We start from the raw sequence: 21,376 nt of genomic DNA, 5'->3' as shown, positions 1-21,376 counted from the left end.
CCGACATAGGTTCGCCAACGGCGATGAACGTAACGACGACCACGGCAACTGTTCACCTGAACTCCACCTCTTTCTGTCGGTTCGGGTGTCGCCTCGGCTCGCGCTCTCCAGCGTCGACGTTCTGCCCGTCCGTGCACCGCCGGCCGCTGACATGCGACACAATCACCTCATGGCATCCGTCCCGCACCCCGTCACCCGCGCGGTGCGGTTCCTCGCGGTCTCTGACCCGGGCCAGTTGCGTCTGACCAGCGCAGCAGGGACGGCGCTGACCGTGCTACTGACGATCGTGGTCTCGATTGGATTCACATCGGCAACGGGCGACCCGGTGACGGTCGCCATGCTCGGCACGGTCGTATCCATGCAAGCCTCGGTATCGGTCAAGGACCGTACCCCTCGGGCACGGATCGCCACGACGGCGCTGATGGCCCTTCCTGCGGCCGGCGCCGTACTGCTCGTTGCGGCACTATCGGAGTTCGGCAAGCTCGCCGACGTCGGGTTCATCGCCGTACTGTTCACGGCCGTATGGGCACGCAGGTTCGGCCCGCGCGGAACCGCGTTGGGCATGGTGTCGTTCATCTCGTACTTCTTCGCACTGTTTCTGCATGCCACGATCGCGCAGGTGCCGGTGCTGCTGATCGCCATCGCCATCGGAGTGACGGTCGCGCTGTTCGTGCGTATCGCTATCTTTCGGGACCGGCCCCAGTCAGAGGTACGCCGGCTCGCCCGGGCCCTGCGCGCCGCGTCGGTGTCCGCCCTCGAGGTGGCCGCACCCGACCGGCCCCGCGACATCAACACGCTACGTCGCAAGCTGACCGGCCTGGCGGACACCGGGATGATGATCGAGGACTGGCTGGACCGCAACAACGCCTCGCTGCACCTGAGCGTGACGAGCCATGACCTTTCGGTCCGGGTGTTCGAGGCGCAGATCGCGACCGAGCAGCTTGCCAGCGCGCTGTGGGCGCTCGCTGGGGATGGCTCGTGGGCGCCGTCCTTGGGTCGCGCGATGACCGCAGTCGGCGCTTGCTTGCAGGACAACCCGTCGGCCGAGGCGTTGCGCGCCGCGCGACGCCTCGCCACCGACGCCGCGGATAAGGCGGACTCCAGCCAGGTCGGCATTGCGACCATCCTCGCGGCGCGCACTGTCCAGGCGCACACCGCTATCCACCGCATCACGGCAAACACGACACGGGAGCGAAAGCGCGCCAACAGCAACACGACCGAAGCGATTCCAGCTGTCGTGTCGGCATCGGTCTCGCCTGCGCGCGGGTCCGACTCGATCGACGCGTACGGCGGGGCTGACGAACCCGATGCGCCCGAGGTAGCCGGCAGGCCGGGATTAAACAAGAACACGCGTGCGGCGATCCAGGTCGCCGTCGCCACCAGCGCGGCCACCGTGGTCGGCGAGCTGATCTCACCTAACCGGTGGTACTGGGCGGTGCTGACGGCGTTCCTCGTGTTCGGTGGGGTCACAACTCGCGGGGAGCTTCTGACGAAGGCCGGAAACCGCATCCTGGGCACCGTCCTAGGGGTCGTGGCCGGCGTACTCTTGGCGGCTCTCGTCGGACACCATCCGATCGCCCAGATGGCGCTGATCGTGGTCTGTGTCTTCTTCGGCTTCTGGCTGGTCGCCGTCAACTACTCGTTGCTGGCGTTCTTCATCACTGTGCTTCTGGCGTTGCTCTACGGGCTTCTGGGTAAGTTCAGCGTCGACGTACTCGAGCTGCGGATCTATGAGACCGCCGCCGGAGCGGCGATGGGCATTATCGCGGCGTTTGTCGTCCTGCCGGTCCGGACCCGAGCGACCGTTATTGCGGGGGTCAACGGCTATCTCGGCCAGATGAGTGCGCTGATCGACGAGAGCATCGAGTCGGTCCTCGCACCGGGCGGCAGCAACAACCTCGTCGCTAAGTCACGCAGTCTCGACACCGCGCTGCAGGATGTCGTCACGGCCGCGAAGCCGCTGAGTCTCGGGCCAACGACGACAGGCCGCCGTAGTACCCGCCGACTCCTGCGCGTGCTAGGCGTCAGCGGACGCGCGGCGCATGCACTCGCTCGCGCCGGAGTCGTTGCCAGCCGAGCCGAACCGGACACGAGACCGTCGGAAGAAACCGCCGATGCGCTCCGGGCCGCGACACTGGTAGTGCAGGGGCATCTGGACCTGGCCATGAAGATGGTAGCCGGAAAGCCCTTCGAACATCCGCCGCGTAATGCCGATTCGCCGGTAATCAACGTGATGACGACGACCTCGAACACCCCCGGCGCACTACGCAGCGCCGTGCGGGCTCTGAGCAAGCTCAACCGGTCGATCACCGAGTTGATCTCGTGATGCGGGCCGCCTACATCGAGCGCTTCGGCGGGCCCGACAGCATCCGCTACGGCGCATTGCCCGTCCCGGCCATAGGGCCCCGCGAGGTATTGGTATCCGCTGAAGCGATGGCCGTCAACCACGTCGACCGGTTTGTCCGCTCGGCTGCTTATCGGACTCCCGTCACGTTTCCCTTCGTTATCGGACGTGACCTCGTCGGCACGATCACCGCGGTCGGCGCGGACGTGACGCAGTTCGGCACTGGCGACCGGGTCTGGTGCAACAGCCTCGGATACGCCGGCCGACAAGGCTCATTCAGCGAGTACGTCGGCGTACCCGAGGACCGCGCCTATCCCCTACCCGACGGAATCGATCCCGTCGAAGCGGTCAGTGTGCTGCACACGTTGGCTACGGCGTACCTCGGTCTATGCCGGGAAGGATCAATAGCGACCGGGGACACGGTCTTTATCGGTGGTGCCGGGGGCGGCGTGGGCTCGTCCGCCGTACAGCTCGCCGCTGAGCGCGGCGCGAGAGTGCTCGCCAGCGCAGCTCCGGATGACTTTGAGTGGGTCCGCTCGTGCGGTGCGGACGAGGTTTTCGATTATCACAATGACGCGATCGCGGATTTACTGCACGAGCGAAACCCATCCGGATTCGATCTATATTGGGATTGTTCTGGCCACCACGACTTTGTTCACACCATTCCGCTGATGGCCATGCGCGGATGCATCATCGTCGCGGCGGGGCTGTCCTCGGCCGATCCGGTGCCGACCGGAGCGCTCTACACCCACGATCTCAGCCTCCGTGGATTCGCGATCAGTAATGCCTCCGTCGAGGACTTGCGCGCTGCCGCAGAGTTCATCAACACATCGTTCAGGACGCGCGGGGTCAACACTCGAATTGGCCGCATCCTGCCGCTGAAGGATGCGGCCGAAGCGCATCGGCTCCTGGAAACCGAGTCCACGCGCGCGTTGGGCGGCAAGATCGTCATCCGTCCTTGAAGGAACGATCGATCAACCTACTCTCGCTGGGACGGCACCGAGACAATCACCCGACCGGAACTGGTGCCGCTCAACAACGACTCGAAAGCCTCGGGCACCCGGTTTATTCCATCGAAGACAGTGTGGATACTGCGGACCTTGTCCTCGCGCAACCACCGGCCGACCTCGGACTCAAATCGTTCGCGTAGGTCCTCGTGCGCGGTGACCGTAAAACCTCGAATGGTGATCTCTTGGTAGATGACGTTTCGGAAGTTCGCCGGACCTCCGGAACCCGATCCACCCGATACCGCTCCGCAGATCACCACCCGGCCGCCGAAGTTCAGCACATCGAGCGCCGCCTCAAGTTGCTCTCCCCCGACGTTGTCGTAATACAGGTCGATTCCCTCCGGTGCCGCCGCCCGCAACAGGTCGACAGCGGGACCCGCGTGCCTGTTGATGGCACGATCGGCGCCGAGGTCGTCGGTGAGCATCGCGACCTTGTCAGCTGATCCGGCGACGCCGATGACCGTCGCGCCGCGCGCCTTCGCGAACTGCACCGCGCAGCTACCGACCCCGCCGGCAGCGCCGGAGACGCAGACGATGTCCTCGGGGGTGACCTCGCCGACGTGGATCATGCCGGTGTAAGCGGTGAGGCCGACGTGACCAAGAATCGTCAGGCGCGCGTTGAGATCCTCATTTGACGCGGCCTTGTCGATCTTGCGTAGTTGATCGGCGTCGACGACGGCTGCTGTACACCATGGCGATTTGCCTACGGCCAGATCGCCCGGCACGAACTGCTGATCGCTGGATCTGAGTACCTCGACCACGGCATCGCTGGCTGGAACGTCACCGACCCCGATTCCCGGCCCATAAGCGGTGCCCTTCCCGCCGAGGCGGTGAGCCAGCCCGGCATTCAGTCCGAGCCGCCGAAGCCCTACCAGCACCTGCCCGTCGCCCGGATCATCCACCTCAGCGTCAAAGACGCCAAAATTCTGTGCCGTCGCGGCTCCGGTGGGTATCGCGGTCAATTGCACTGATTGGCATCGCATAGACCGACCTTACGTCGCGGGCTTCGCCGTCGCTCCGATCTGATCTCGAAGCCATTCGTCAATGGTCGCTAGGGCCGCTCGCGCCATCGAAGTTTCGTGCCCCGTGAAGGCGTGCGGCGATGCGGGATAGACGCGCAGATCGACTTCGACGCCCGCTGCGATAAGCCTCGCCGCCATGGCGAGGTTGTCCTCGAGGAGAACATCTTCCGTGCCGATCACCATCAGGAGCGGCGGGAGGTCAGTCAACTCCGCGAAGATGGGAGAGATGTCCGGGTCCGCCCGATCGGGCGCGTCACCTGCATACGCGCCGAGAAAGTACTCGTCGGCGATGAGGCGCCCGGGCGGCGTCTGCGCGGAGAGGTCGTACGTGCCGCATTGAACGACCGCGCCCCCGAATGCATGAATCCCCCGATCGCGTAGCCGAATCAGCGTCGTGGCCACCAAGGTCGAGCCCGCGGACAATCCGCCCATGGCCAATCGTGTCGTGCCAAACCGTGCTTCGGCGTTCGCGACGAGCCACAACGCCGCGGTCTCGCAATCGTCTGTCGCCGCCGGCCATGGATGCTCCGGGGCCAGTCGGTAGTCCACGCTCACCACGGCGATGCCCAGGTCGTCGACGAGCCGCCGATTTCGAACATCGCTACCTGCGGCGGACCCGAGGTAGAAGCCGCCGGTGTGGATCTCCAGCAGCACTCCCGCCGCGGCCTGGCGCGTCGGCATGTGGATCCGGACGGGCACACTCCGCCCGCAAGCGCTCACTGTCTCCAGCGACGGCGATGGCTGGCACTCGGCCGGGATGGGCATCGCTGCACGGACAGCGAGGAGCTCACTTTCGCTCGTGGGCCCGTGGCCGGGAGTTCGGCGTGCGTAGAACGTACGAGACTCGCCGACAAGCGACAAGAGCACCGGATCGATCAGAGAAGACATCCCAACTCGCATGAGAGAAACTCTAGGACCCCTGGTCCTCGGCAACGGTGCCTGTCCACCGCCCACCAGCGTGACGAAACCAGTTGGAAATCGCTCGCCATGTCAGACATAGGTAGTACAATTGTCGCATGGACAGAGTGAGCAAGCGCGACCTCAACCAACACACCGCATCGGTCCTCGATCGAGTGATCGAGACGGGTGATGTCGTCGTGACCGAACGCGGCGTACCTCGGTGGCGGGTCAGCCCCTTCCAAGGCCAAGATGCGCCGCTCGGCCGGATGGAACACGATGGTCGCTACACTCCGCCGACGCCGACGCCAGCGCCCTGGCCGAGCAGTCCTGGCGGTCCGAAGTACACCGACGCCGACGTTGACGCTTTGTTCGACGAGATGCATGGGGACCACTGAGGTGGGCATCGTCTACCTCGACTCCTCGATTGCGCTTCGCACCATCCTCGACGTCCCCGAGCGCGTCCGGCTGCAGACCTGGATGCAGATCCCTGGAACAGTTCATGTGTCGTCTCGGCTCTTGCGCACCGAAGTCATCCGCGTACTACGACGCGACGCCCGGCCACTGACCGACGGGGCACCACTGCTCGATCGCGTAGGCATGTTCGACATCACCCGTGAGACCCATTCGGTCGCCGAGTCCATCGAGCGCCATATCAAGACGCTCGATGCGCTTCATCTGGCGACAGCACTTCTCATCGGCGAACAGGTCACGGTCGCCAGCCATGACGCTGCCATGAAAGCCGTGGCGGGCCACCTCGGACTCCAGGTCACCGACCCGGTCGAATCGAACTGACCGAACCATGGAGGCCTACGTCGATCGCACAGGTGAAAATGATGATCCGTCGGGCTATCGTTATCGGATGACGAACGCCCGCGTGCTTCAGATCGGGATAGACCCGGAGGTCGTCGACTTCTCCCCGTGGCCGGGCCAGGACGCCGACAAACTTCGGGCCCGCATCGGAGCGGCCAAGGCGGAGTTGAGTCGCGCCGGTCTGGACGTCACTGTCTGCCTCTTGCCGGACGACGCCGACATCGCTGAGTCGGTGGTTACGGAGTTATTCGCCAACAGGGCATACGACGTGGTCGAAATCGGGTCCGGGCTGCGGACGTCTCATGAGTACACCCTGATCTTCGAGCGGATCGTCAACACGGTTGCCGCACTCCAGCCAGGCCTCCCGTTCGCCTTCAACGACTCTCCCGAGACAACCTTGGACGCTGTCCACCGAGGCCTCACACGTTGAAGCGGAGCTCCACCACGTCGCCCCACATACCAACCTTTCACTGCATAGCGTCACCCGCCATAGGTATCCAGATCATTCACCAGTGCCCGCGCCTGCCAGCGCCCTGCACGGTGCTCGATCTCGATCGGGTGGTCGAAGCACTCGCTGACCAGTTCGGTCGTCAGGATCTCTCGGGCTCGGCCAGCCGCATGCACCTGGCCGTCCATGATCAGCATCGCATGCGTCGTCGTTGTGGGCAGCTCCTCCAGGTGATGCGTCACCAGAATGGTGGCAAGGTCCGGCCGAACAAGGTGCAGATGGTCCACGGTGCTGAGGAACTGTTCGCGCGCCGCGACATCCAGCCCCGTAGAGGGCTCGTCCAGCAGTAGGAGCGGAGGGTCCGGCAGCAGGGCACGCGCAATCAGCGCGCGCCCCCGCTCGCCTTGCGACATCGTCGGCCATGTCGCCTGCTCCAGCCCGGCAAGACCCAGCATCTCGATCAGCTTGTCAGCGCGGGCCTGGCTGGCGGTGTCCGGCGTCCAGCGCGGCATGAGTTCTGTCGTGCCAGTCGCGCCAGTGAGGATCACCTGCCGAACTGTGAGCGGCGAGCTAAGCGGGTGGCGGGGATTGACATGTCCGATGGACTCGCGCAGCTCCCGGATGTCGACCCGTCCGAGCTCGCGGCCGAGCACATGGACGCTGCCGCGGGTCGGGTGCTTCACCGCACCGCACATGCTCAGGATGGTGCTCTTGCCAGCTCCGTTCGGGCCGATCAGCGCCCATCGTTCCCCCGCACGAACCGTCAGGTTGATGCCGGTGAGAATTTGACGCGATTCCCGCACAAAGTCCACAGCTTCAAGGCGGAGGATCTCCTGGTCAGTCATTGGCACTCTCCAGTTCGCTGCTCTCGTTCTGCTGTTGAAAGCTCTGGACGGGGCCACTCCGGCGCTCCTTGAGGATGAACGAGAGTGCGAATCCAGCTACCAGCAGTACAGCGACGATCACGAAGACTGACTGGACGCTCGTGTGGTCCGCGATGGATCCCAGCAGCGGGCTGACCAGTCCTCCGAGCGAAAGCGTCAGTCCCAGCGTGACTCCGCTGGCCATGCCGATCCTGTTAGGCAGGTATGAGTGCGACAAGGTGATCTGCGCGGCGAAAGGCAGGAACAGGCCAGTCCCCAGGACCGCCGCGGCGACGATGACAATCACCGGAGACGGCGCGAGCACGATCGCGATGGCCGAGACTGCCGCCAGCAGGTACCCGGTGCGCACGATGCGCAGCCGTCCGAATCTGTCAGCCAGCCAACCGCCGGCAAGAGTTCCCACTGCGCCGGCCGCGGGGAACACCGACAGCGCGATCGACGCGAAGCCGGTGGTCACGTCGAACCGCTGGATCGAGTACAGCGAGATGAACGTCGAGGTGCCGACGTAGGCGACTGACCAGGTGGCCAGCACCGCGGTGAGCCACGCGAAAGCACGCCAGTCGTCGGGAATCGAAGCCTTGGCGGCGGCAGGCGCTCGCTCGGTAGCCACTGTCCGCGAGAACAGGTGCTTCCAGGAGACGAGCACGTGCACCAGCCCCAGCACTACCGCCGGGATCATGAGGAAGCCCGAGCCAGACAGCCCGAAGGTGCCGACCACGAGAATCACGGCGGAAGGTGCCAGCGCCACGCCGACATTCCCGCCGACAGAGAACAGACTCATCGAGCCGCTGGTGCCACCGCCGAGCTCGCGCGCTTCCATGGTCGCCGCCGGGTGGTACGCGGCGACACCGATACCGGAGATAGCCACGACGATCCAGACGGCCGCATACGAGTCGACGACGATGCCGCTCAGGGCAATGCCAGCGCCGGCCGCGAGGAGCCCGGCCAGGCTCATCCAGCGCATCCCGTAGCGGTCACTGAGGTATCCGAACATCGGCTGGGCGACGCTCGACAGAGCAGTTGCGGCAAGGGTGATGCCGGCGACTGCCGCGTAGGAGTACTCCGCGTGGAGCACGAAGAACGGCAGCAGCGCCGCGACCGCGCCGGTATAGAAGTCGTTCGCTGCATGGGTGGCGGTCAGTGCCCACAGGCCCAGCCGGTTGCGGGTTCCAGGAGAGGTCGTGCTCATGTGCTTCTTTCGATCCAGGGCGCGTCGAGGCACGGCGCGCAAGTAGTGAGGGAGACCAGCAAGGGTGAGCCACTCCGCGCGCAAGATGTCTGGTCGGATCAGTTCCTGGCGCGGCGGCGAAGAAGTAGCGGCCGAGGCATGAGTTAGACTCTACACACCTTCTCAGACAAGTAGTCAAGTGGAGATTTCATGGCACTAGTGACACGCACCCCGCTCGCAGAGCAAGCAGCGGATCTGCTCCTCGACCGCATACGCGGCGGCGAGTGGCCGTTGGGATCAAAGCTCCCCGGGGAGAACACGCTCGGACCGCAGCTCGGAGTCGGCAGGTCCACTGTGCGCGAGGCCATTCGCCGGTTGGCCGGTCAGGGCGTCCTGGCCACCAGGCAAGGGGCTGGCGTCTTCGTTGCTGCGCTCGATGTGACCAAGGACTGGGGCGCGGCGCTGCGCAAGGCAGACATCAACTCGGTGATCGAAGCCCGCATCGCCATCGAAGTCGAAGCCGCAGCTCTTGCCGCCGAGCGGAGGTCGCCAGCTGAGCTGCGCGCGATGAGGTGGGCCGCAGGCAAGCGCGACGCCCAGCGAACGGACATCGAGGCTCACGTCGACGCGGACATCGTCTTCCACCGGGCCATCGTGGCCGGATCGCACAACCCGATCCTCGTCGACCTGTTCGACAGCTTCACGCCGCGCAGCCGGCAAGCCATGATTGATCTGCTGCGGCTACGCGGCGACTTCGGCAGCGACGCCGACCAGCACGCGCACCAAGACATTCTTGACGCCATCGCTGATCGCGATGACCGGACCGCATCTACCCTGGCGCGGGAGCACCTGCTGACGCTCAAGATGGCGTAAGAGGTCACGGTCGGGTGCGTTGCTAGCCAAAGGTCCGGGCGGTGAAGCACCGTCTCAGCAGCCAGAGGTTAAAGCGAAAAGCGGAACTCCACCACGTCGCCGTCGGCCATCACGTAGTCCTTACCCTCCATGCGGACCTTGCCGGCGGCCTTCGCGTCGGCCATCGACCCGGCGGCGACCAAGTCGTCGAAGGATACGATCTCCGCCTTGATGAAGCCGCGCTGGAAGTCGGTATGGATGACGCCGGCGGCCTCAGGCGCAGTCGCGCCCTGCGGGATGGTCCACGCGCGAGCCTCTTTGGGCCCTGCCGTCAGGTAGGTCTGCAGACCCAACGTATTGAACCCGGCGTGCGCCAGCTGATCGAGACCGGACTCGTCCTGACCGATCGACTCGAGAAGCTCCTTGGCGTCTTCCTCGTCGAGCTCGATGAGCTCTTCCTCGGTCTTGGCGTCAAGGAAGATCGTGTCGGCCGGCGCAACCAACGCGGACAGCTCCTGCTTACGCGCGTCGTCGGACAGTACGTCGGTATCGACGTTGAACACATAGAGAAATGGCTTCGCGGTCATCAGCTGCAAGTCGCGAATCAGCGCGGTATCGATACCAGCTTTCGCAGCACCGGCGAAGATCGTCGTGCCTGACTCGAGCAATTCCTGCGCCTGCTTGGTTGCCTCGAGCGTCGACTGAAGGTCTTTCTTGATCCGCGCGTCCTTTTCCTGGCGTGGCAGTGCTCTTTCGATCGTCTGCAGGTCGGCAAGGATGAGCTCGGTGTTGATGATCTCGATGTCAGACAGCGGGTCGACGCGACCATCGACGTGTACGACGTTGTCATCCTCGAATGCGCGCACCACCTGACAGATCGCGTCGGCCTCGCGGATGTTGGCGAGGAACTTGTTGCCTAGTCCCTCGCCTTCACTGGCCCCCTTGACGATGCCTGCGATGTCGACGAACGAGACAGACGCTGGAAGGATCTTCGCGCTGCCGAAGATCCCGGCCAGCACGTCGAGCCGCGGGTCGGGTACGCCGACCACCCCGACGTTCGGCTCGATCGTCGCGAACGGATAGTTCGCGGCGAGCACGTTGTTGCGGGTAAGGGCGTTGAACATCGTGGATTTGCCAACGTTGGGCAGACCGACGATTCCGATAGTGAGACTCACGTGCGCAATCCTAGTGGTCTACCCGAGCCCGGTTGGGTCACACGGTTTCGTTGGACGTTGCGCCGCGCCGTCTTGGACCCCAGCGCACCGCCGTATCGCCCGGCCCGGCGACGTCTCTTGTCGCGCCAACCTCCTGCTTGTCGCGGCTCTTTAGGCGGCACAAGGGGGATCTTGGCGGTATGAGGAAGGCCGCACCTGGGCGAATCCACGCCGACGGGCGTGTCCGATATCCGCTAGCGAGGCTAACGGATTCCTGGGACGATGCGTGACATGAGCGGACCGAGCACGTCGCATACGACCGGACTTCCCGACCCGGACGCGTGCTACCGCGCCGTCACCAGCCGCGACCACCGGTACGACGGGTGGATATATGTCGCCGTACGGTCGACCGGAATCTACTGCCGGCCCAGCTGCAGTTCCGTCACCCCAAGGCGGGAGAACTGCTCGTTTCACAGCACCGCCGCCGCCGCACAGCAGGCCGGATATCGCGCCTGTCTGCGCTGTCGACCGGACGTCGTACCCGGATCTCCGCAATGGGACCTACGCGCGGATACGGTCGGGCGGGCGATGCGGATGATCAGTGACGGCGTCGTTGACCGGGATGGTGTCAGTGGTCTGGCGACCCGTCTCGGTTACAGCGAACGCCAGCTCAACAGGCTGATCAGCGCTGAGCTTGGCGCGCCACCAGTCGCGCTCGCCCGTGCCCAACGCGCCCACACCGCACGCGTCCTCATCGAAGGTACGACGATGCCGATGGCCGACATCGCCTTCGCTGCCGGTTTTTCCAGTGTTCGGCAGTTCAACGACACGGTCCGCGCAGTGTTCGCTCAACCGCCGACGGCGTTACGCACCCGACACTCGACACATGCCAGCGACGGTGGCGAGTTGCTGTCGCTGCGACTGCCGGTTCGCGAACCGTTTCACGCCGACGGGATCTTCGACTTCTTCGAGCGCCGCCAGATCGCCGGAATCGAGACGGCTCGGCGTACACCCGAGGGATGGGTCTACGCACGCACGGTCGGCCTGGCGCACGGAGCCGCGGCGCTAGCGCTGCATTGGAACGACGGCCAACTCACGCTCAAGGTCTCGTTGGAGGACTTCCGCGACCTGACCCAAGCAGTACGCCGCGCCCGTCGGCTGCTTGATCTCGACGCAGACCCGGTCGCGGTGGACACGACGTTGTGTGGCGCGAGTTGGCTGAAGGCGTACGTCGAGGCGGCTCCCGGGCTGCGCGTACCCGGCGTACTCGAGGGACACGAACTCGCGATCAGGGCCTTGCTCGGTCAGCAGATCTCGGTGGCCGCCGCCGCCAATGCCGGCGCCAAGCTCGTCGCACGGTACGGCGCGCTCAGTCCAGTCACCCCGACCGAACCGGGTCTCACCCACCTATTCCCATCGAGTGCGGCGTTGGCCGAAGTCGACTCGATGGAGCTGCCGATGCCGCGCAGCCGAGCAACGGCGCTGGTCGGACTCGGCGCCGCGCTCGCCAGCGGCGCGGTTGACCTGGACATCGGCAGCGACCGGCTCGAGTCACACGCGCAACTGTTGGCGTTGAAGGGCATCGGACCATGGACGGCGGACTATGTCACGATGCGCGCGCTCGGTGACCCGGACGTGTTCTTGTCGACGGACCTGATCGTACGGCGAGCGGCTGCGGCGGCCGGAATGCCCGCTGATCTCGGCCCGCTCGATGACGCGGCAAAAGTATGGGCGCCGTGGCGAAGCTACGCGACAATGCATCTGTGGCGCGCCTCGCCGCAGTTGCTCGCCCAGGACCGCTAAGCACGTCGGGTCACACGCCAGTAATCGTTGGATGGCGTCCACTCGAAGGGCCGCGGCTGTGGGATTGCCAGGTCCAAAATGCCAGGTCCGGGAATGCCGGGTCCAGGAAATGTCAGTCCTCTGCCGCACACTGAGGACATGGACCTGAGCACGCTTCTCTACATCGCGATCACCCTGCTGTGCACGGCCGCCGGCGTGTGGGCGGGCGTCGTCGCCGGGCGCCGACTCGGCGCGGCGAGCACACTGGCTGACCAACCACGACTGGACTCGGCTGTGCAGCCGATCGAGGACACGCTTGCCCGAGTCGAGGACTATCTGCGCAGCAGCGCATCACATCGCGCCGCGGAAACTGGAGCCCTGCGCGAGCAGGTGCGCGCGATGCACGAATCGCAGCTCACTTTGGGGCAGCAGACCGGCAAGCTCGTCAATGCCCTGCGCGCTCCGACCGTGCGCGGTCGATGGGGCGAGATGCAGCTGCGCCGCATCGTGGAGTCGGCCGGCATGCTTCCGCACTGCGACTTCCGCGAGCAGGACACGACGTCGTCGGATGACGGGTTACTGCGTCCTGACCTGGTCGTACAGCTCACTGAGGGCCGCACGATCGTGGTCGACTCCAAGGTACCGTTCACCGGTTTCATCGCGGCTATCGACGCGTCTGATGACATCGAGCGCGTTGCCAAGCAGCAAGCCCACGCACAGCACGTACGTCGACACCTCGATGCGCTGTCGCGTAAGCGCTATCCGGCTCGCTACGAAGCGAGTCCCGAATTCACCGTGATGTTTCTGCCAAGCGACGCGTTCTTACAGGTCGCGCTCGAACACGACCCGGCACTGCTTGAGCACGGCTTCGACCGCGACGTGATCATGGCGACGCCCTCGACGCTGCTGGCGTTGTTGCGCACCGTCGCCTATACCTGGCGCCAGGACACGCTGAGCCGCGAAGCGCATCAGGTGCTCGACCTTGGCCGGGAGATGCACGGGCGACTTACGACGATGTCCGCGCACTTGCGGCGGCTGGGAGTGTCGCTCGGTGGCGCGGTCGAGCGCTACAACGACACTGTCGGCTCGCTGGAGCGCAACGTGCTCGTCAGCGCCAATAAATTCGTCGAGTACGGCGTCGTGCGCGACGAGATCGACCCACCTCTACCGCTCGAGAAGCACGCGCGGCAACTGCGCGCCGTCGACTAACGAGGCCAAACTCGTCGCCGCCATCGTGTACGTCGTCAACCGTCCGACGGCACCCGGCGTCTATTCTGGTGAAAATGCCGTCGCCCCGTCTCGCTTATCACGCACTCGGCGGGCATCCACCAGAACGAGGGTTGCATCGAGTGAACGACGAACTCCCCGAGGAACAGCGCCCTCAACAGGGCTCGGCAACCTCATCGTCACGCTGGGCAGTGGCGCCTGGTTCGGTGGTCAAGTCGCTCAAGGACACGTCCGGGCCCAGCACACACGCCGCCGATCAAGCTGATGACTCGGCGACGCGGAGCAAATGGGCCGCAACTGCCGACGACACTAAAGCCGCATCGATCCCCCGTGGCCGGTCTGCGGCCGACATTCTCGCCGAGTCCCGCGCGCGGCGAGACCTTCCTACCGTGGCGAGGCGAAGGAGCGAACGCGCGGGAAGCACAGAGCAAGCCGAGGTTACCGGCCGCTCCGCCGAGCAGGCACGCCGCAGCCACGGTGATGCGCCGAGTCCTGCATCGGCGTACTCCACCGCTGAAGCACCACGCTCCACGACCGCGGGCACTGACATACCCGGAGCGCGCCGAGGTTCGGCAACCCGGGTGAAACCAGACCTGGGAGAGGCGCGTGAGCTGCGTCAGCCACCGACGGCCGGGACCGGACCGAGCACGGTGCTCGCCGGTTTCGGCGGCGTTATTTTAATCATCATCACGGCCGGGATCGGCGCGCTCATCGACCACATGGTCAGCTCAAAACTTGGCGTTTTCACCGGTATCGGGTTGTGCATCGGCGCGTTCTTTGCCGCGCTTGTGACCCGCAAGCTCGACCTGCTGTCGGTGATAGTCGCGCCACCGATCGTCTACGCCCTGTTTGGGGTGCTGCTGATCTGGCTGTCACCCACCACCGTCGACAAATACTCGTTAGCCGAGATCGCAATCGCTGGATTTCCGTGGATGGCGCTGGCGACGGGGATTGCACTGCTCATCGGCGGGGTCAAATTGATGACGACGCGGCCGACCGAGCGCCGCTGAACAAGCGCCGGCTAGGAGGACGCTTGAGCCGACGAGGTCTTCGCGGCCGCGCGCAAGTCACGGCGTAGTTCCTTGGGCAGCGAGAAGGTCAACCGTTCTTCTGCCTCGGTGACGATCTCGACGTCGCCGAATCCCTGACCGGCGAGCACATCGAGTACGCCGCGCACCAGGTCTTCCGGCACCGACGCGCCGCTCGTCACGCCTACGGTCGTCGCGCCGGCGAACCAGCCGAGATCGATGTCCTCTGGGTAGTCAATCAGGTAGGACGACCCGGCACCGGACTCGAGCGCGACTTCGACAAGGCGTACAGAGTTAGACGAGTTGCGCGAGCCGACGACGAGTACGACGTCGGCCTGCGGTGCGAGCCGCTTGACCGCGAGCTGGCGGTTCTGGGTCGCGTAACAAATATCATCGCTCGGCGGCGAGATCAGGTTGGGGAACCGTTCGCGCAGGGCCTCGACCGTGCGCATCGTCTCATCGACAGACAGCGTGGTCTGCGAGAGCCACACCACTTTGTCGGGGTCGCGCACGGTCACGTTGGCGACATCGTCCGGCCCGTCGATGAGATGAATGTGCTCCGGCGCCTCACCGGACGTGCCGACGACTTCCTCGTGGCCTTCGTGCCCGATGAGCAGGATGTCGTAGTCTTCGTCGGCGAAGCGCCGCGCTTCGTTGTGCACCTTGGTCACGAGCGGGCAGGTTGCGTCGATAGTGCGCAGGTTGCGTAGCTTGGCCTCTTCGTGGACGACCGGCGCAACCCCATGCGCCGAAAATACGACGATGGCGCCCTCGGGGACTTCCTCGGTCTCCTCGACGAAGATCGCGCCGCGCGCCTCCAACGTGCGTACGACGTGCACGTTGTGCACGATCTGCTTACGCACGTAGACCGGGGCACCGTACAAGTCGAGCGCCTTCTCGACTGTCACCACCGCGCGATCGACGCCGGCACAGTAACCGCGGGGATTGGCCAGCAGGACGCGCTTGCGCTGCGTCACAGAATCTCTCACTGAGGTCGCATTTTCGATCGTCGAGGACATAGGGCAAGCCTACGTCGAGCCGACGATCAATAACGTGGGTCATTGCACAATCCACTGTTGAATAAGGCACCCTAGAGGGATGTCGCAGTCAAAATTGCCACCATCGCTGTCCGCGTTGCTAGCGGTCGACCTCCCAACACCGCTCAAAGCGGCGGCGGGCCTCGCCGTACAAGCACTAGAGGACGCGCGAGCCTTACCGGACCGGATTAGCGGACTGCCGATGGCGCTGGTGACTGCCGTGATGCAACGTTCGTTGCAGGCCCAACAGCAGTACACCGAGCTGGTCACCAAAGGCGAGCAACTCATCAACACGCTGCGCGGTCCCAGCGAAGAGGTGCCGGAGTGGGCGACCTTCGACGAGGACCTTCCGGAGGTCGCGCCGCGGACGACGCGCCAACGTACCGATACGGGTACGCCGAAGACGCACACCGATCCCCGCCCCGCGGCACCTAAAAAGGCTCCCGCTAAAGCAAAGCCAACCGTCTCCGACACGCGGTCAAAACCGCGCAACCGGGTGCGACCCCCCGGCATCGGACCTGGGTCCTCCTTCGACCAGCAGGCACTCGAGGACATGCCCATCGCGCGGCGGCGTACCCGCAGCCCGAAGAGCAACGGCACCGCCTCCGATGCCCCCGTCGCCGGGTTCGACGATATGACGCTGCCGCAGATCCGGGCCCGGGTGAAGTCGTTCGACGCGGCCACGTTGCAGGCGCTGGTCGTCTATGAGACCGCTCAGGGCAACCGGGCGCCGGTGTTGAAGATGCTCGCCACCAGGCTGACCGCGCTCAAACCGCAGGGTTAACGTGACCGACCGCCACGAGGACCGCCCGCCGGCTGCTAGTACGCCGCAGCGCCCCGCGCCGACGACGGGTCCTGCCCCGGCGGCGCGTCCACCCAACGGCCCGGACAACCCGTACGCCGTGCGCGTGATCTCGCAGAAGATCAGCTCGTGGATCGCCCGGCTTGGGCCGGTCTGGCTCGACGGAGAGATCGCCCAGCTCAATCGGCGCACCGGCTCCCGCGCGGTGTTCCTCACGCTGCGCGACACGGTCGCGAACTTCTCGCTCCCGATCACCTGCAGCACGAGTGTCCTGGACGATCTGGGCGTCGAGCTCAAAGAAGGCGCACGGGTGCTCGTGCACTGCAAGGCCGACTTCTGGGCCGAGCGCGGAAATTTTTCCATGCGCGCCAGGGAAATTCGTCAAGTCGGCCTTGGCGAACTGTTGGCCCGCATCGAGCGCCTGCGACAAGCCCTCGAGGCAGAAGGGCTGTTCGACCAGCGGCGCAAGAAGCGACTCCCGTTCTTGCCTAAGACGATCGGCTTGGTCACCGGCCGCGACAGCGCCGCCGAGCACGACGTGCTCACCAACGCCCGGCATCGCTGGCCTGGCGTGACCTTCAAGGTCATCAACTGCGCCGTACAAGGGCGGACGGCGGCAGTCGAGGTGCGTGGCGCGATCGCGACTCTTGAAGCGGATAAGTCCGTCGAGATCATCATCGTTGCCCGGGGCGGAGGTTCGGTCGAGGACCTGCTGCCGTTTAGTGACGAGACGCTGTGCCGGTACGCTGCCGCGTTACGGACCCCGCTCGTCAGCGCGATCGGGCACGAGCCGGACAAGCCGCTTCTCGATTATGTGGCGGATCTGCGCGCCTCGACGCCTACCGACGCCGCGAAGCGCGTCGTACCGGACGTGGCCGAGGAACGCGCGCTGGTCGGCGGTGGACGGGACCGAATCCGTAGCGCCGTCGCGCGCTACCTCGCAAATCAGTGGTCATTTCTCGACCAGCAGCGATCTCGACCGTCGTTGTCGGAGCCGACAGGCATCGTCACCGCGCGCATCGACGATGTCGGGCGGCAACGCGAGGCGATCCGCCGTACCACCGATCACCGGCTATCCATCGCGCACAGCGGCCTCGAACAGATGCGCGCACGACTGGTTGCCCTGTCGCCACAGGCCACCCTCGAACGCGGGTACGCCGTACTCCAGCACGAGGACGGTCACGTCATCAACGACCCCGCCCAGGCCTCCGCTGGGGACTCGCTCACCGCACGCGTCGCCGGCGGTTCGATCCGGCTCAGGGTTACGGACAGTCCAGGCTCGTAGCCGATCCGGGCTCCGCCACCTAAGCCTCGTCGTCGCGGGCTGCGAGGGCCTTGTCCAGCTTCTGCTGCGCACCCTGCAGCAACTTCTCACACTGGTCGGCAATCTTCTCGCCGCGCTGCCACAGCGTCATCGACTCCTCCAACGTCGTACCCCCGGCCTCAAGCTTCTGCACGACCTCGCCAAGCTGCGCGCGCGCATCTTCGTAGCTCAGCGAGGCGATGTCGTCGGATACGGCGTTGTCGGCCGATTGTGGCTCTGGCATGCCTATCAGGCTAACCGAGCCTGGGCGCTGGGTGCGTGCGTGCACTCGGAACGTCGTCTGGATGGTCGGGTCAGGGTTAGGCGTAGCGGTCGATGAGAGTTGCGAGCCCGCGTACTGCCCGAATTGTGTGGAGCTACGACTTCTTGGCCACCGGCTGCAGTGCGGTGGCCAGTTCTTTGAGTTCGTCGTACGACGCACTGCCAACCAGCACGATCACGATGCTCGCTGCACCCGAACCGGCGACATTGACGTATCCGCGGCCCTTGTCCGTCGTGATCGGAGTCCAGGATCGACCCGCGATCTGCACGGCGTTACCCGCTGGATCGTCGGTGACGGTGGCGTCGTCGACGGATGCTTTGAGTACTGCTTCGGGGACACCCTGCCGGATCGTGAACCGCGCGAACTTCATCTTCGGCGTCACATAGCCGATGGTCAGCCCGGTGGGCGTACTGAGCTGGTTTGAGTCGTCACGCAGGAGCTTGGATGAGGTCGGCTTCCACGACTTATCGAGCGCCTTCGGCGCAACAATCGAGAATGCGCCGTACTCAGCCATGCTCGTTATGTTGTCCTGCGGATCGATCGTATTGATCTTGTTGTCGCTTTTCGGCATACAAAAATAGGCAAACAGCACCACGAGAACGACGATCGGGACGAGCGATCGGAGCATGTCCGCCGCGGTCTCATAACCACGTTTCTTTGGCCGGTAGGGCTGGGTATCTGCCACAAAATAATGGTGCCCTACGTGCCTTGCCGACCGCGCGCAGGGTGAGCAACATAAGATGGAACGACCGCCGAGCCGAGGAGCCGCACGTGCCAAAGAAGCCCGCAAGCACGCCCGATCACCATCTTGTCCCCGACCGCAATATTGCTCTCGAGCTCGTGCGCGTCACCGAGGCCGCCGCGATGGCGGCCTCGCGTTGGGTTGGTCGTGGCCGTAAGAACGACGGCGACGGTGCGGCCGTCGACGCGATGCGATCGCTTATCAGCACCGTGTCCATGCGCGGCGTGGTCGTGATCGGCGAAGGCGAAAAAGACAACGCGCCGATGCTTTTCAACGGTGAGCATGTCGGCGACGGCACCGGCCCCGAGTGCGACGTCGCGGTCGACCCCATCGACGGTACGACGCTGATGGCCAAGGGGATGCCCAACGCGATCGCCGTACTGGCACTTGCCGACCGTGGCACGATGTTCGACCCCTCTGCGGTGTTCTACATGGAGAAGCTGGTCGTCGGCCCGGATGCGGCCGGCTCGATTGACATCAACGCCTCGGTAGAGACCAACCTCCACAACATCGCCAACGCGAAGGGGCGAGCCGTCCGCGACATCACTGTTTGCGTGCTCGACCGTCCGCGACATCGCGGCCTGGTATCCAAGATTCGGGCGACCGGCGCCCGGATCCGGTTCATCACCGACGGTGACGTCGCGGGCGCGATCGCGGCCGCTCGGCCCGGCTCCGAGGTCGACGTACTCATGGGAGTCGGCGGTACGCCGGAAGGCATCATCGCCGCGTGCGCGCTCGAATGCATGGGCGGCGAGATCCAGGCCAAGCTGTGGCCACGCGACGAGGAAGAGCGGGCTAAGGCTATTGCCGCTGGCCATGATCTTGACCGGGTGCTCAGTACCCGCGATCTCGTCAGCGGCGAGAATGTCTTCTTCTGCGCCACCGGCATCACCGATGGCGAGTTGTTGCGTGGAGTCCGCTACGACAGCAACGGCGCACACACCCAGTCGCTGGTCATGCGCAGCAGCTCCGGCACGCTGCGGCAGATCGACAGCCATCACCAAAATGCGAAGCTGATTCAGGACCTGCCAGCCGTCTGAGCCGGACCGCTGATCGATGCGGCGGCCATTTGACGCGGTGGCCGCCGCGTAATGCGCGTCGGACCTGGTGCCGACGTGGCCTACGCCACGGGGCAGACTGGATGCATGCCTACCTCTTCTGATGCTTCGGCCAACGACGGCCAGTTCCGAATTGAGCACGACACGATGGGCGAGGTCAAAGTGCCCATCGACGCCAAGTGGCGTGCGCAGACTCAGCGTGCCGTAGAAAACTTTCCGATCTCCGGTCAGCGCATCGAGCATGCGCACATCGCAGCCCTCGCTCGGATCAAGTCCGCCGCCGCGAAGGTCAACGCCGATCTCGGCGTGATCGACAAGGACATAGCGCAGGCGATTCAGGACGCGGCCGCCAAGGTCATTGCCGGCGAGTACGACGAGCATTTCCCGATCGACGTCTTCCAGACCGGTTCGGGTACGTCGTCCAACATGAACACCAACGAGGTCATCGCGTCGCTGGCGAAGGAAGCCACCGGTCTCGACGTACACCCCAACGACCACGTCAACGCGAGCCAGTCGAGCAACGACGTATTCCCCTCATCGATCCACGTCGCCGCCACGGCGGCCGTGACCGGCAGCCTGCTGCCGGCGCTGGACACGCTCGCGAAGTCACTGGAACGCAAGGCCGAGGAATACGTCACGGTCGTCAAGTCCGGCCGCACCCACCTGATGGATGCCACCCCTGTCACTCTCGGTCAGGAGTTCGGCGGTTACGCCGCACAGGTTCGCTACGGCATCGAGCGGTTGCAGAGTGCGCTTCCGCGGCTCGCGGAGTTGCCACTCGGCGGCACCGCGGTCGGCACCGGCATCAACACGCCGAAGGGTTTCTCGGGCGCCGTAATCGCCGAGCTTGCCGCGGCTACCGGCCTGCCGTTGACCGAGGCGCGCAACCACTTCGAGGCGCAGGGCGCACGTGACTCGCTGGTCGAGCTGTCCGGCCAGATGAAGACGATCGCGGTCGGCCTGACCAAGATCTCCAATGACATCCGCTGGATGGGCTCGGGCCCTCGCGCGGGCCTCGGCGAGATCTCGCTGACTGACCTGCAGCCCGGTTCGTCGATCATGCCCGGCAAGGTCAACCCCGTCCTCTGCGAGGCGATGATCATGGTGTGCGCGCAGGTTGTCGGCAACGACTCCACTATCACCTTCGCTGGTGCGCAAGGAAACTTCGAACTCAACGTGATGCTGCCGGTGATGGCCCGCAACATCCTTGAGTCAATTCGACTGCTGGCCAACACGTCCGAGGTCTTCGCCGACAAGTGCGTCGACGGCATCAGCGCAAACGTGGAGCACTGCTCCGAGCTCGCCGCTTCATCGCCGTCGATCGTCACACCGCTGAACAGGTACATCGGCTACGAGGAGGCCGCCAAGGTGGCCAAGCAGGCCCTCAAAGAGCGCAAGACGATCCGCGAAGTCGTGATCGAGCGGGGGCTGGTCAAGGCCGGCAAGCTGACCGAGGACCAGCTCGACGCGGCACTTGACCTGCTGTCGATGACGCACCCTTAGAACTGCGGTCGGCGACCGAGAT

At 65.0% G+C, this 21,376-nt stretch carries 21 protein-coding genes; 13 read left to right on the top strand and 8 right to left on the bottom strand.

From position 1 onward, the window contains the following. Positions 1-169 precede the first annotated feature (169 nt). Together CLV47_RS14000 and CLV47_RS13995 are read left to right on the top strand one after the other, a co-directional pair. Complete coding sequence (locus CLV47_RS14000) at positions 170-2,326, top strand: FUSC family protein (RefSeq protein WP_106349756.1); 2,157 nt, start codon at positions 170-172, stop codon at positions 2,324-2,326. Then, positions 2,326-3,306: an NADPH:quinone reductase gene (locus CLV47_RS13995; RefSeq protein WP_106349674.1), complete on the top strand. Its 981-nt coding sequence runs from the start codon at positions 2,326-2,328 to the stop codon at positions 3,304-3,306. Before CLV47_RS14000 ends, CLV47_RS13995 begins: the two co-directional genes overlap by 1 nt. A gap of 17 nt (positions 3,307-3,323) precedes the next feature. Here CLV47_RS13995 and CLV47_RS13990 read toward each other — a convergent pair whose 3' ends face one another. Beyond that, positions 3,324-4,334 carry an MDR family NADP-dependent oxidoreductase gene (locus CLV47_RS13990; protein ID WP_106349673.1) on the bottom strand — a complete coding sequence of 337 codons (1,011 nt, stop codon included), beginning with the start codon at positions 4,332-4,334 and terminating at the stop codon, positions 3,324-3,326. Between the two features lie 9 nt (positions 4,335-4,343). Then, positions 4,344-5,261: an alpha/beta hydrolase gene (locus tag CLV47_RS13985; RefSeq protein ID WP_238145447.1), complete on the bottom strand. Its 918-nt coding sequence runs from the start codon at positions 5,259-5,261 to the stop codon at positions 4,344-4,346. A gap of 128 nt (positions 5,262-5,389) precedes the next feature. Here CLV47_RS13985 and CLV47_RS13980 point away from each other — a divergent pair, with 128 nt between their 5' ends. The 3 genes from CLV47_RS13980 (at position 5,390) to CLV47_RS13970 (ending at position 6,513) form a co-directional block, all read left to right on the top strand. Beyond that, a complete protein-coding gene (locus CLV47_RS13980; RefSeq protein ID WP_170111078.1) occupies positions 5,390-5,668 on the top strand; it encodes a type II toxin-antitoxin system Phd/YefM family antitoxin in 279 nt (92 codons plus the stop codon). Further along, on the top strand, positions 5,655-6,065 hold the full coding sequence (locus tag CLV47_RS13975) for a PIN domain-containing protein (protein WP_106349671.1): 411 nt from the start codon (positions 5,655-5,657) through the stop codon (positions 6,063-6,065). Before CLV47_RS13980 ends, CLV47_RS13975 begins: the two co-directional genes overlap by 14 nt. Positions 6,066-6,132: 67 nt before the next feature. Further along, positions 6,133-6,513, top strand: a complete 381-nt coding sequence (locus tag CLV47_RS13970) for a hypothetical protein (RefSeq protein ID WP_146135389.1) — start codon at positions 6,133-6,135, stop codon at positions 6,511-6,513. Between the two features lie 50 nt (positions 6,514-6,563). On the opposite strand, the gene CLV47_RS13965 is transcribed toward CLV47_RS13970, so the two are convergent. Together CLV47_RS13965 and CLV47_RS13960 are read right to left on the bottom strand one after the other, a co-directional pair. Further along, positions 6,564-7,376, bottom strand: a complete 813-nt coding sequence (locus CLV47_RS13965; RefSeq protein WP_106349669.1) for an ABC transporter ATP-binding protein — start codon at positions 7,374-7,376, stop codon at positions 6,564-6,566. Next, a complete protein-coding gene (locus tag CLV47_RS13960; protein ID WP_106349668.1) occupies positions 7,369-8,604 on the bottom strand; it encodes an MFS transporter in 1,236 nt (411 codons plus the stop codon). Before CLV47_RS13960 ends, CLV47_RS13965 begins: the two co-directional genes overlap by 8 nt. A gap of 189 nt (positions 8,605-8,793) precedes the next feature. On the opposite strand from CLV47_RS13960, the gene CLV47_RS13955 reads away from it, so the two are divergent. Beyond that, on the top strand, positions 8,794-9,456 hold the full coding sequence (locus CLV47_RS13955; protein ID WP_106349667.1) for a FadR/GntR family transcriptional regulator: 663 nt from the start codon (positions 8,794-8,796) through the stop codon (positions 9,454-9,456). A 68-nt stretch (positions 9,457-9,524) separates the two neighbouring features. Here CLV47_RS13955 and ychF read toward each other — a convergent pair whose 3' ends face one another. Continuing rightward, positions 9,525-10,610 (bottom strand): redox-regulated ATPase YchF, encoded by a 1,086-nt coding sequence (ychF, locus tag CLV47_RS13950; RefSeq protein ID WP_106349666.1) that lies wholly within the window; start codon positions 10,608-10,610, stop codon positions 9,525-9,527. Positions 10,611-10,880: 270 nt separating this feature from the next. Between ychF and CLV47_RS13945 the strand changes: the two genes are divergently transcribed. From CLV47_RS13945 to CLV47_RS13935, 3 genes are all read left to right on the top strand, one after another. After that, positions 10,881-12,392: an AlkA N-terminal domain-containing protein gene (locus CLV47_RS13945; protein ID WP_106349754.1), complete on the top strand. Its 1,512-nt coding sequence runs from the start codon at positions 10,881-10,883 to the stop codon at positions 12,390-12,392. A 138-nt stretch (positions 12,393-12,530) separates the two neighbouring features. Then, on the top strand, positions 12,531-13,580 hold the full coding sequence (locus CLV47_RS13940) for a DNA recombination protein RmuC (RefSeq protein WP_202862585.1): 1,050 nt from the start codon (positions 12,531-12,533) through the stop codon (positions 13,578-13,580). A gap of 140 nt (positions 13,581-13,720) precedes the next feature. Beyond that, a complete protein-coding gene (locus CLV47_RS13935) occupies positions 13,721-14,608 on the top strand; it encodes a DUF6542 domain-containing protein (RefSeq protein ID WP_146135388.1) in 888 nt (295 codons plus the stop codon). Positions 14,609-14,619: 11 nt separating this feature from the next. On the opposite strand, the gene CLV47_RS13930 is transcribed toward CLV47_RS13935, so the two are convergent. Continuing rightward, positions 14,620-15,603: a 4-hydroxy-3-methylbut-2-enyl diphosphate reductase gene (locus CLV47_RS13930; protein WP_238145446.1), complete on the bottom strand. Its 984-nt coding sequence runs from the start codon at positions 15,601-15,603 to the stop codon at positions 14,620-14,622. Between the two features lie 121 nt (positions 15,604-15,724). Here CLV47_RS13930 and CLV47_RS13925 point away from each other — a divergent pair, with 121 nt between their 5' ends. Together CLV47_RS13925 and xseA are read left to right on the top strand one after the other, a co-directional pair. Beyond that, a complete protein-coding gene (locus CLV47_RS13925) occupies positions 15,725-16,447 on the top strand; it encodes a lipid droplet-associated protein (protein WP_106349662.1) in 723 nt (240 codons plus the stop codon). Position 16,448: 1 nt separating this feature from the next. After that, the gene (gene xseA / locus CLV47_RS13920) at positions 16,449-17,750 is read left to right on the top strand and encodes an exodeoxyribonuclease VII large subunit (protein ID WP_106349661.1); all 1,302 of its coding nucleotides are present in this window, start codon (positions 16,449-16,451) and stop codon (positions 17,748-17,750) included. A 19-nt stretch (positions 17,751-17,769) separates the two neighbouring features. Here the strand turns inward: xseA and CLV47_RS13915 are convergent, their stop codons facing one another. Further along, the gene (locus tag CLV47_RS13915; protein ID WP_106349660.1) at positions 17,770-18,012 is read right to left on the bottom strand and encodes an exodeoxyribonuclease VII small subunit; all 243 of its coding nucleotides are present in this window, start codon (positions 18,010-18,012) and stop codon (positions 17,770-17,772) included. A 133-nt stretch (positions 18,013-18,145) separates the two neighbouring features. Further along, complete coding sequence (locus CLV47_RS13910) at positions 18,146-18,736, bottom strand: DUF4245 family protein (protein ID WP_146135387.1); 591 nt, start codon at positions 18,734-18,736, stop codon at positions 18,146-18,148. Positions 18,737-18,822: 86 nt separating this feature from the next. Between CLV47_RS13910 and glpX the strand changes: the two genes are divergently transcribed. Both glpX and CLV47_RS13900 read left to right on the top strand, forming a co-directional pair. After that, a complete protein-coding gene (gene glpX / locus CLV47_RS13905) occupies positions 18,823-19,833 on the top strand; it encodes a class II fructose-bisphosphatase (RefSeq protein ID WP_272946796.1) in 1,011 nt (336 codons plus the stop codon). 105 nt (positions 19,834-19,938) lie between these two features. After that, the gene (locus tag CLV47_RS13900; protein ID WP_106349752.1) at positions 19,939-21,354 is read left to right on the top strand and encodes a class II fumarate hydratase; all 1,416 of its coding nucleotides are present in this window, start codon (positions 19,939-19,941) and stop codon (positions 21,352-21,354) included. Positions 21,355-21,376 lie beyond the last annotated feature (22 nt).

The sequence above is a fragment of the Antricoccus suffuscus genome (assembly GCF_003003235.1).
Classification (GTDB): Bacteria; Actinomycetota; Actinomycetes; order Mycobacteriales; family Antricoccaceae; genus Antricoccus; species Antricoccus suffuscus.
This window is presented reverse-complemented; position numbering and strand designations above follow the sequence as displayed.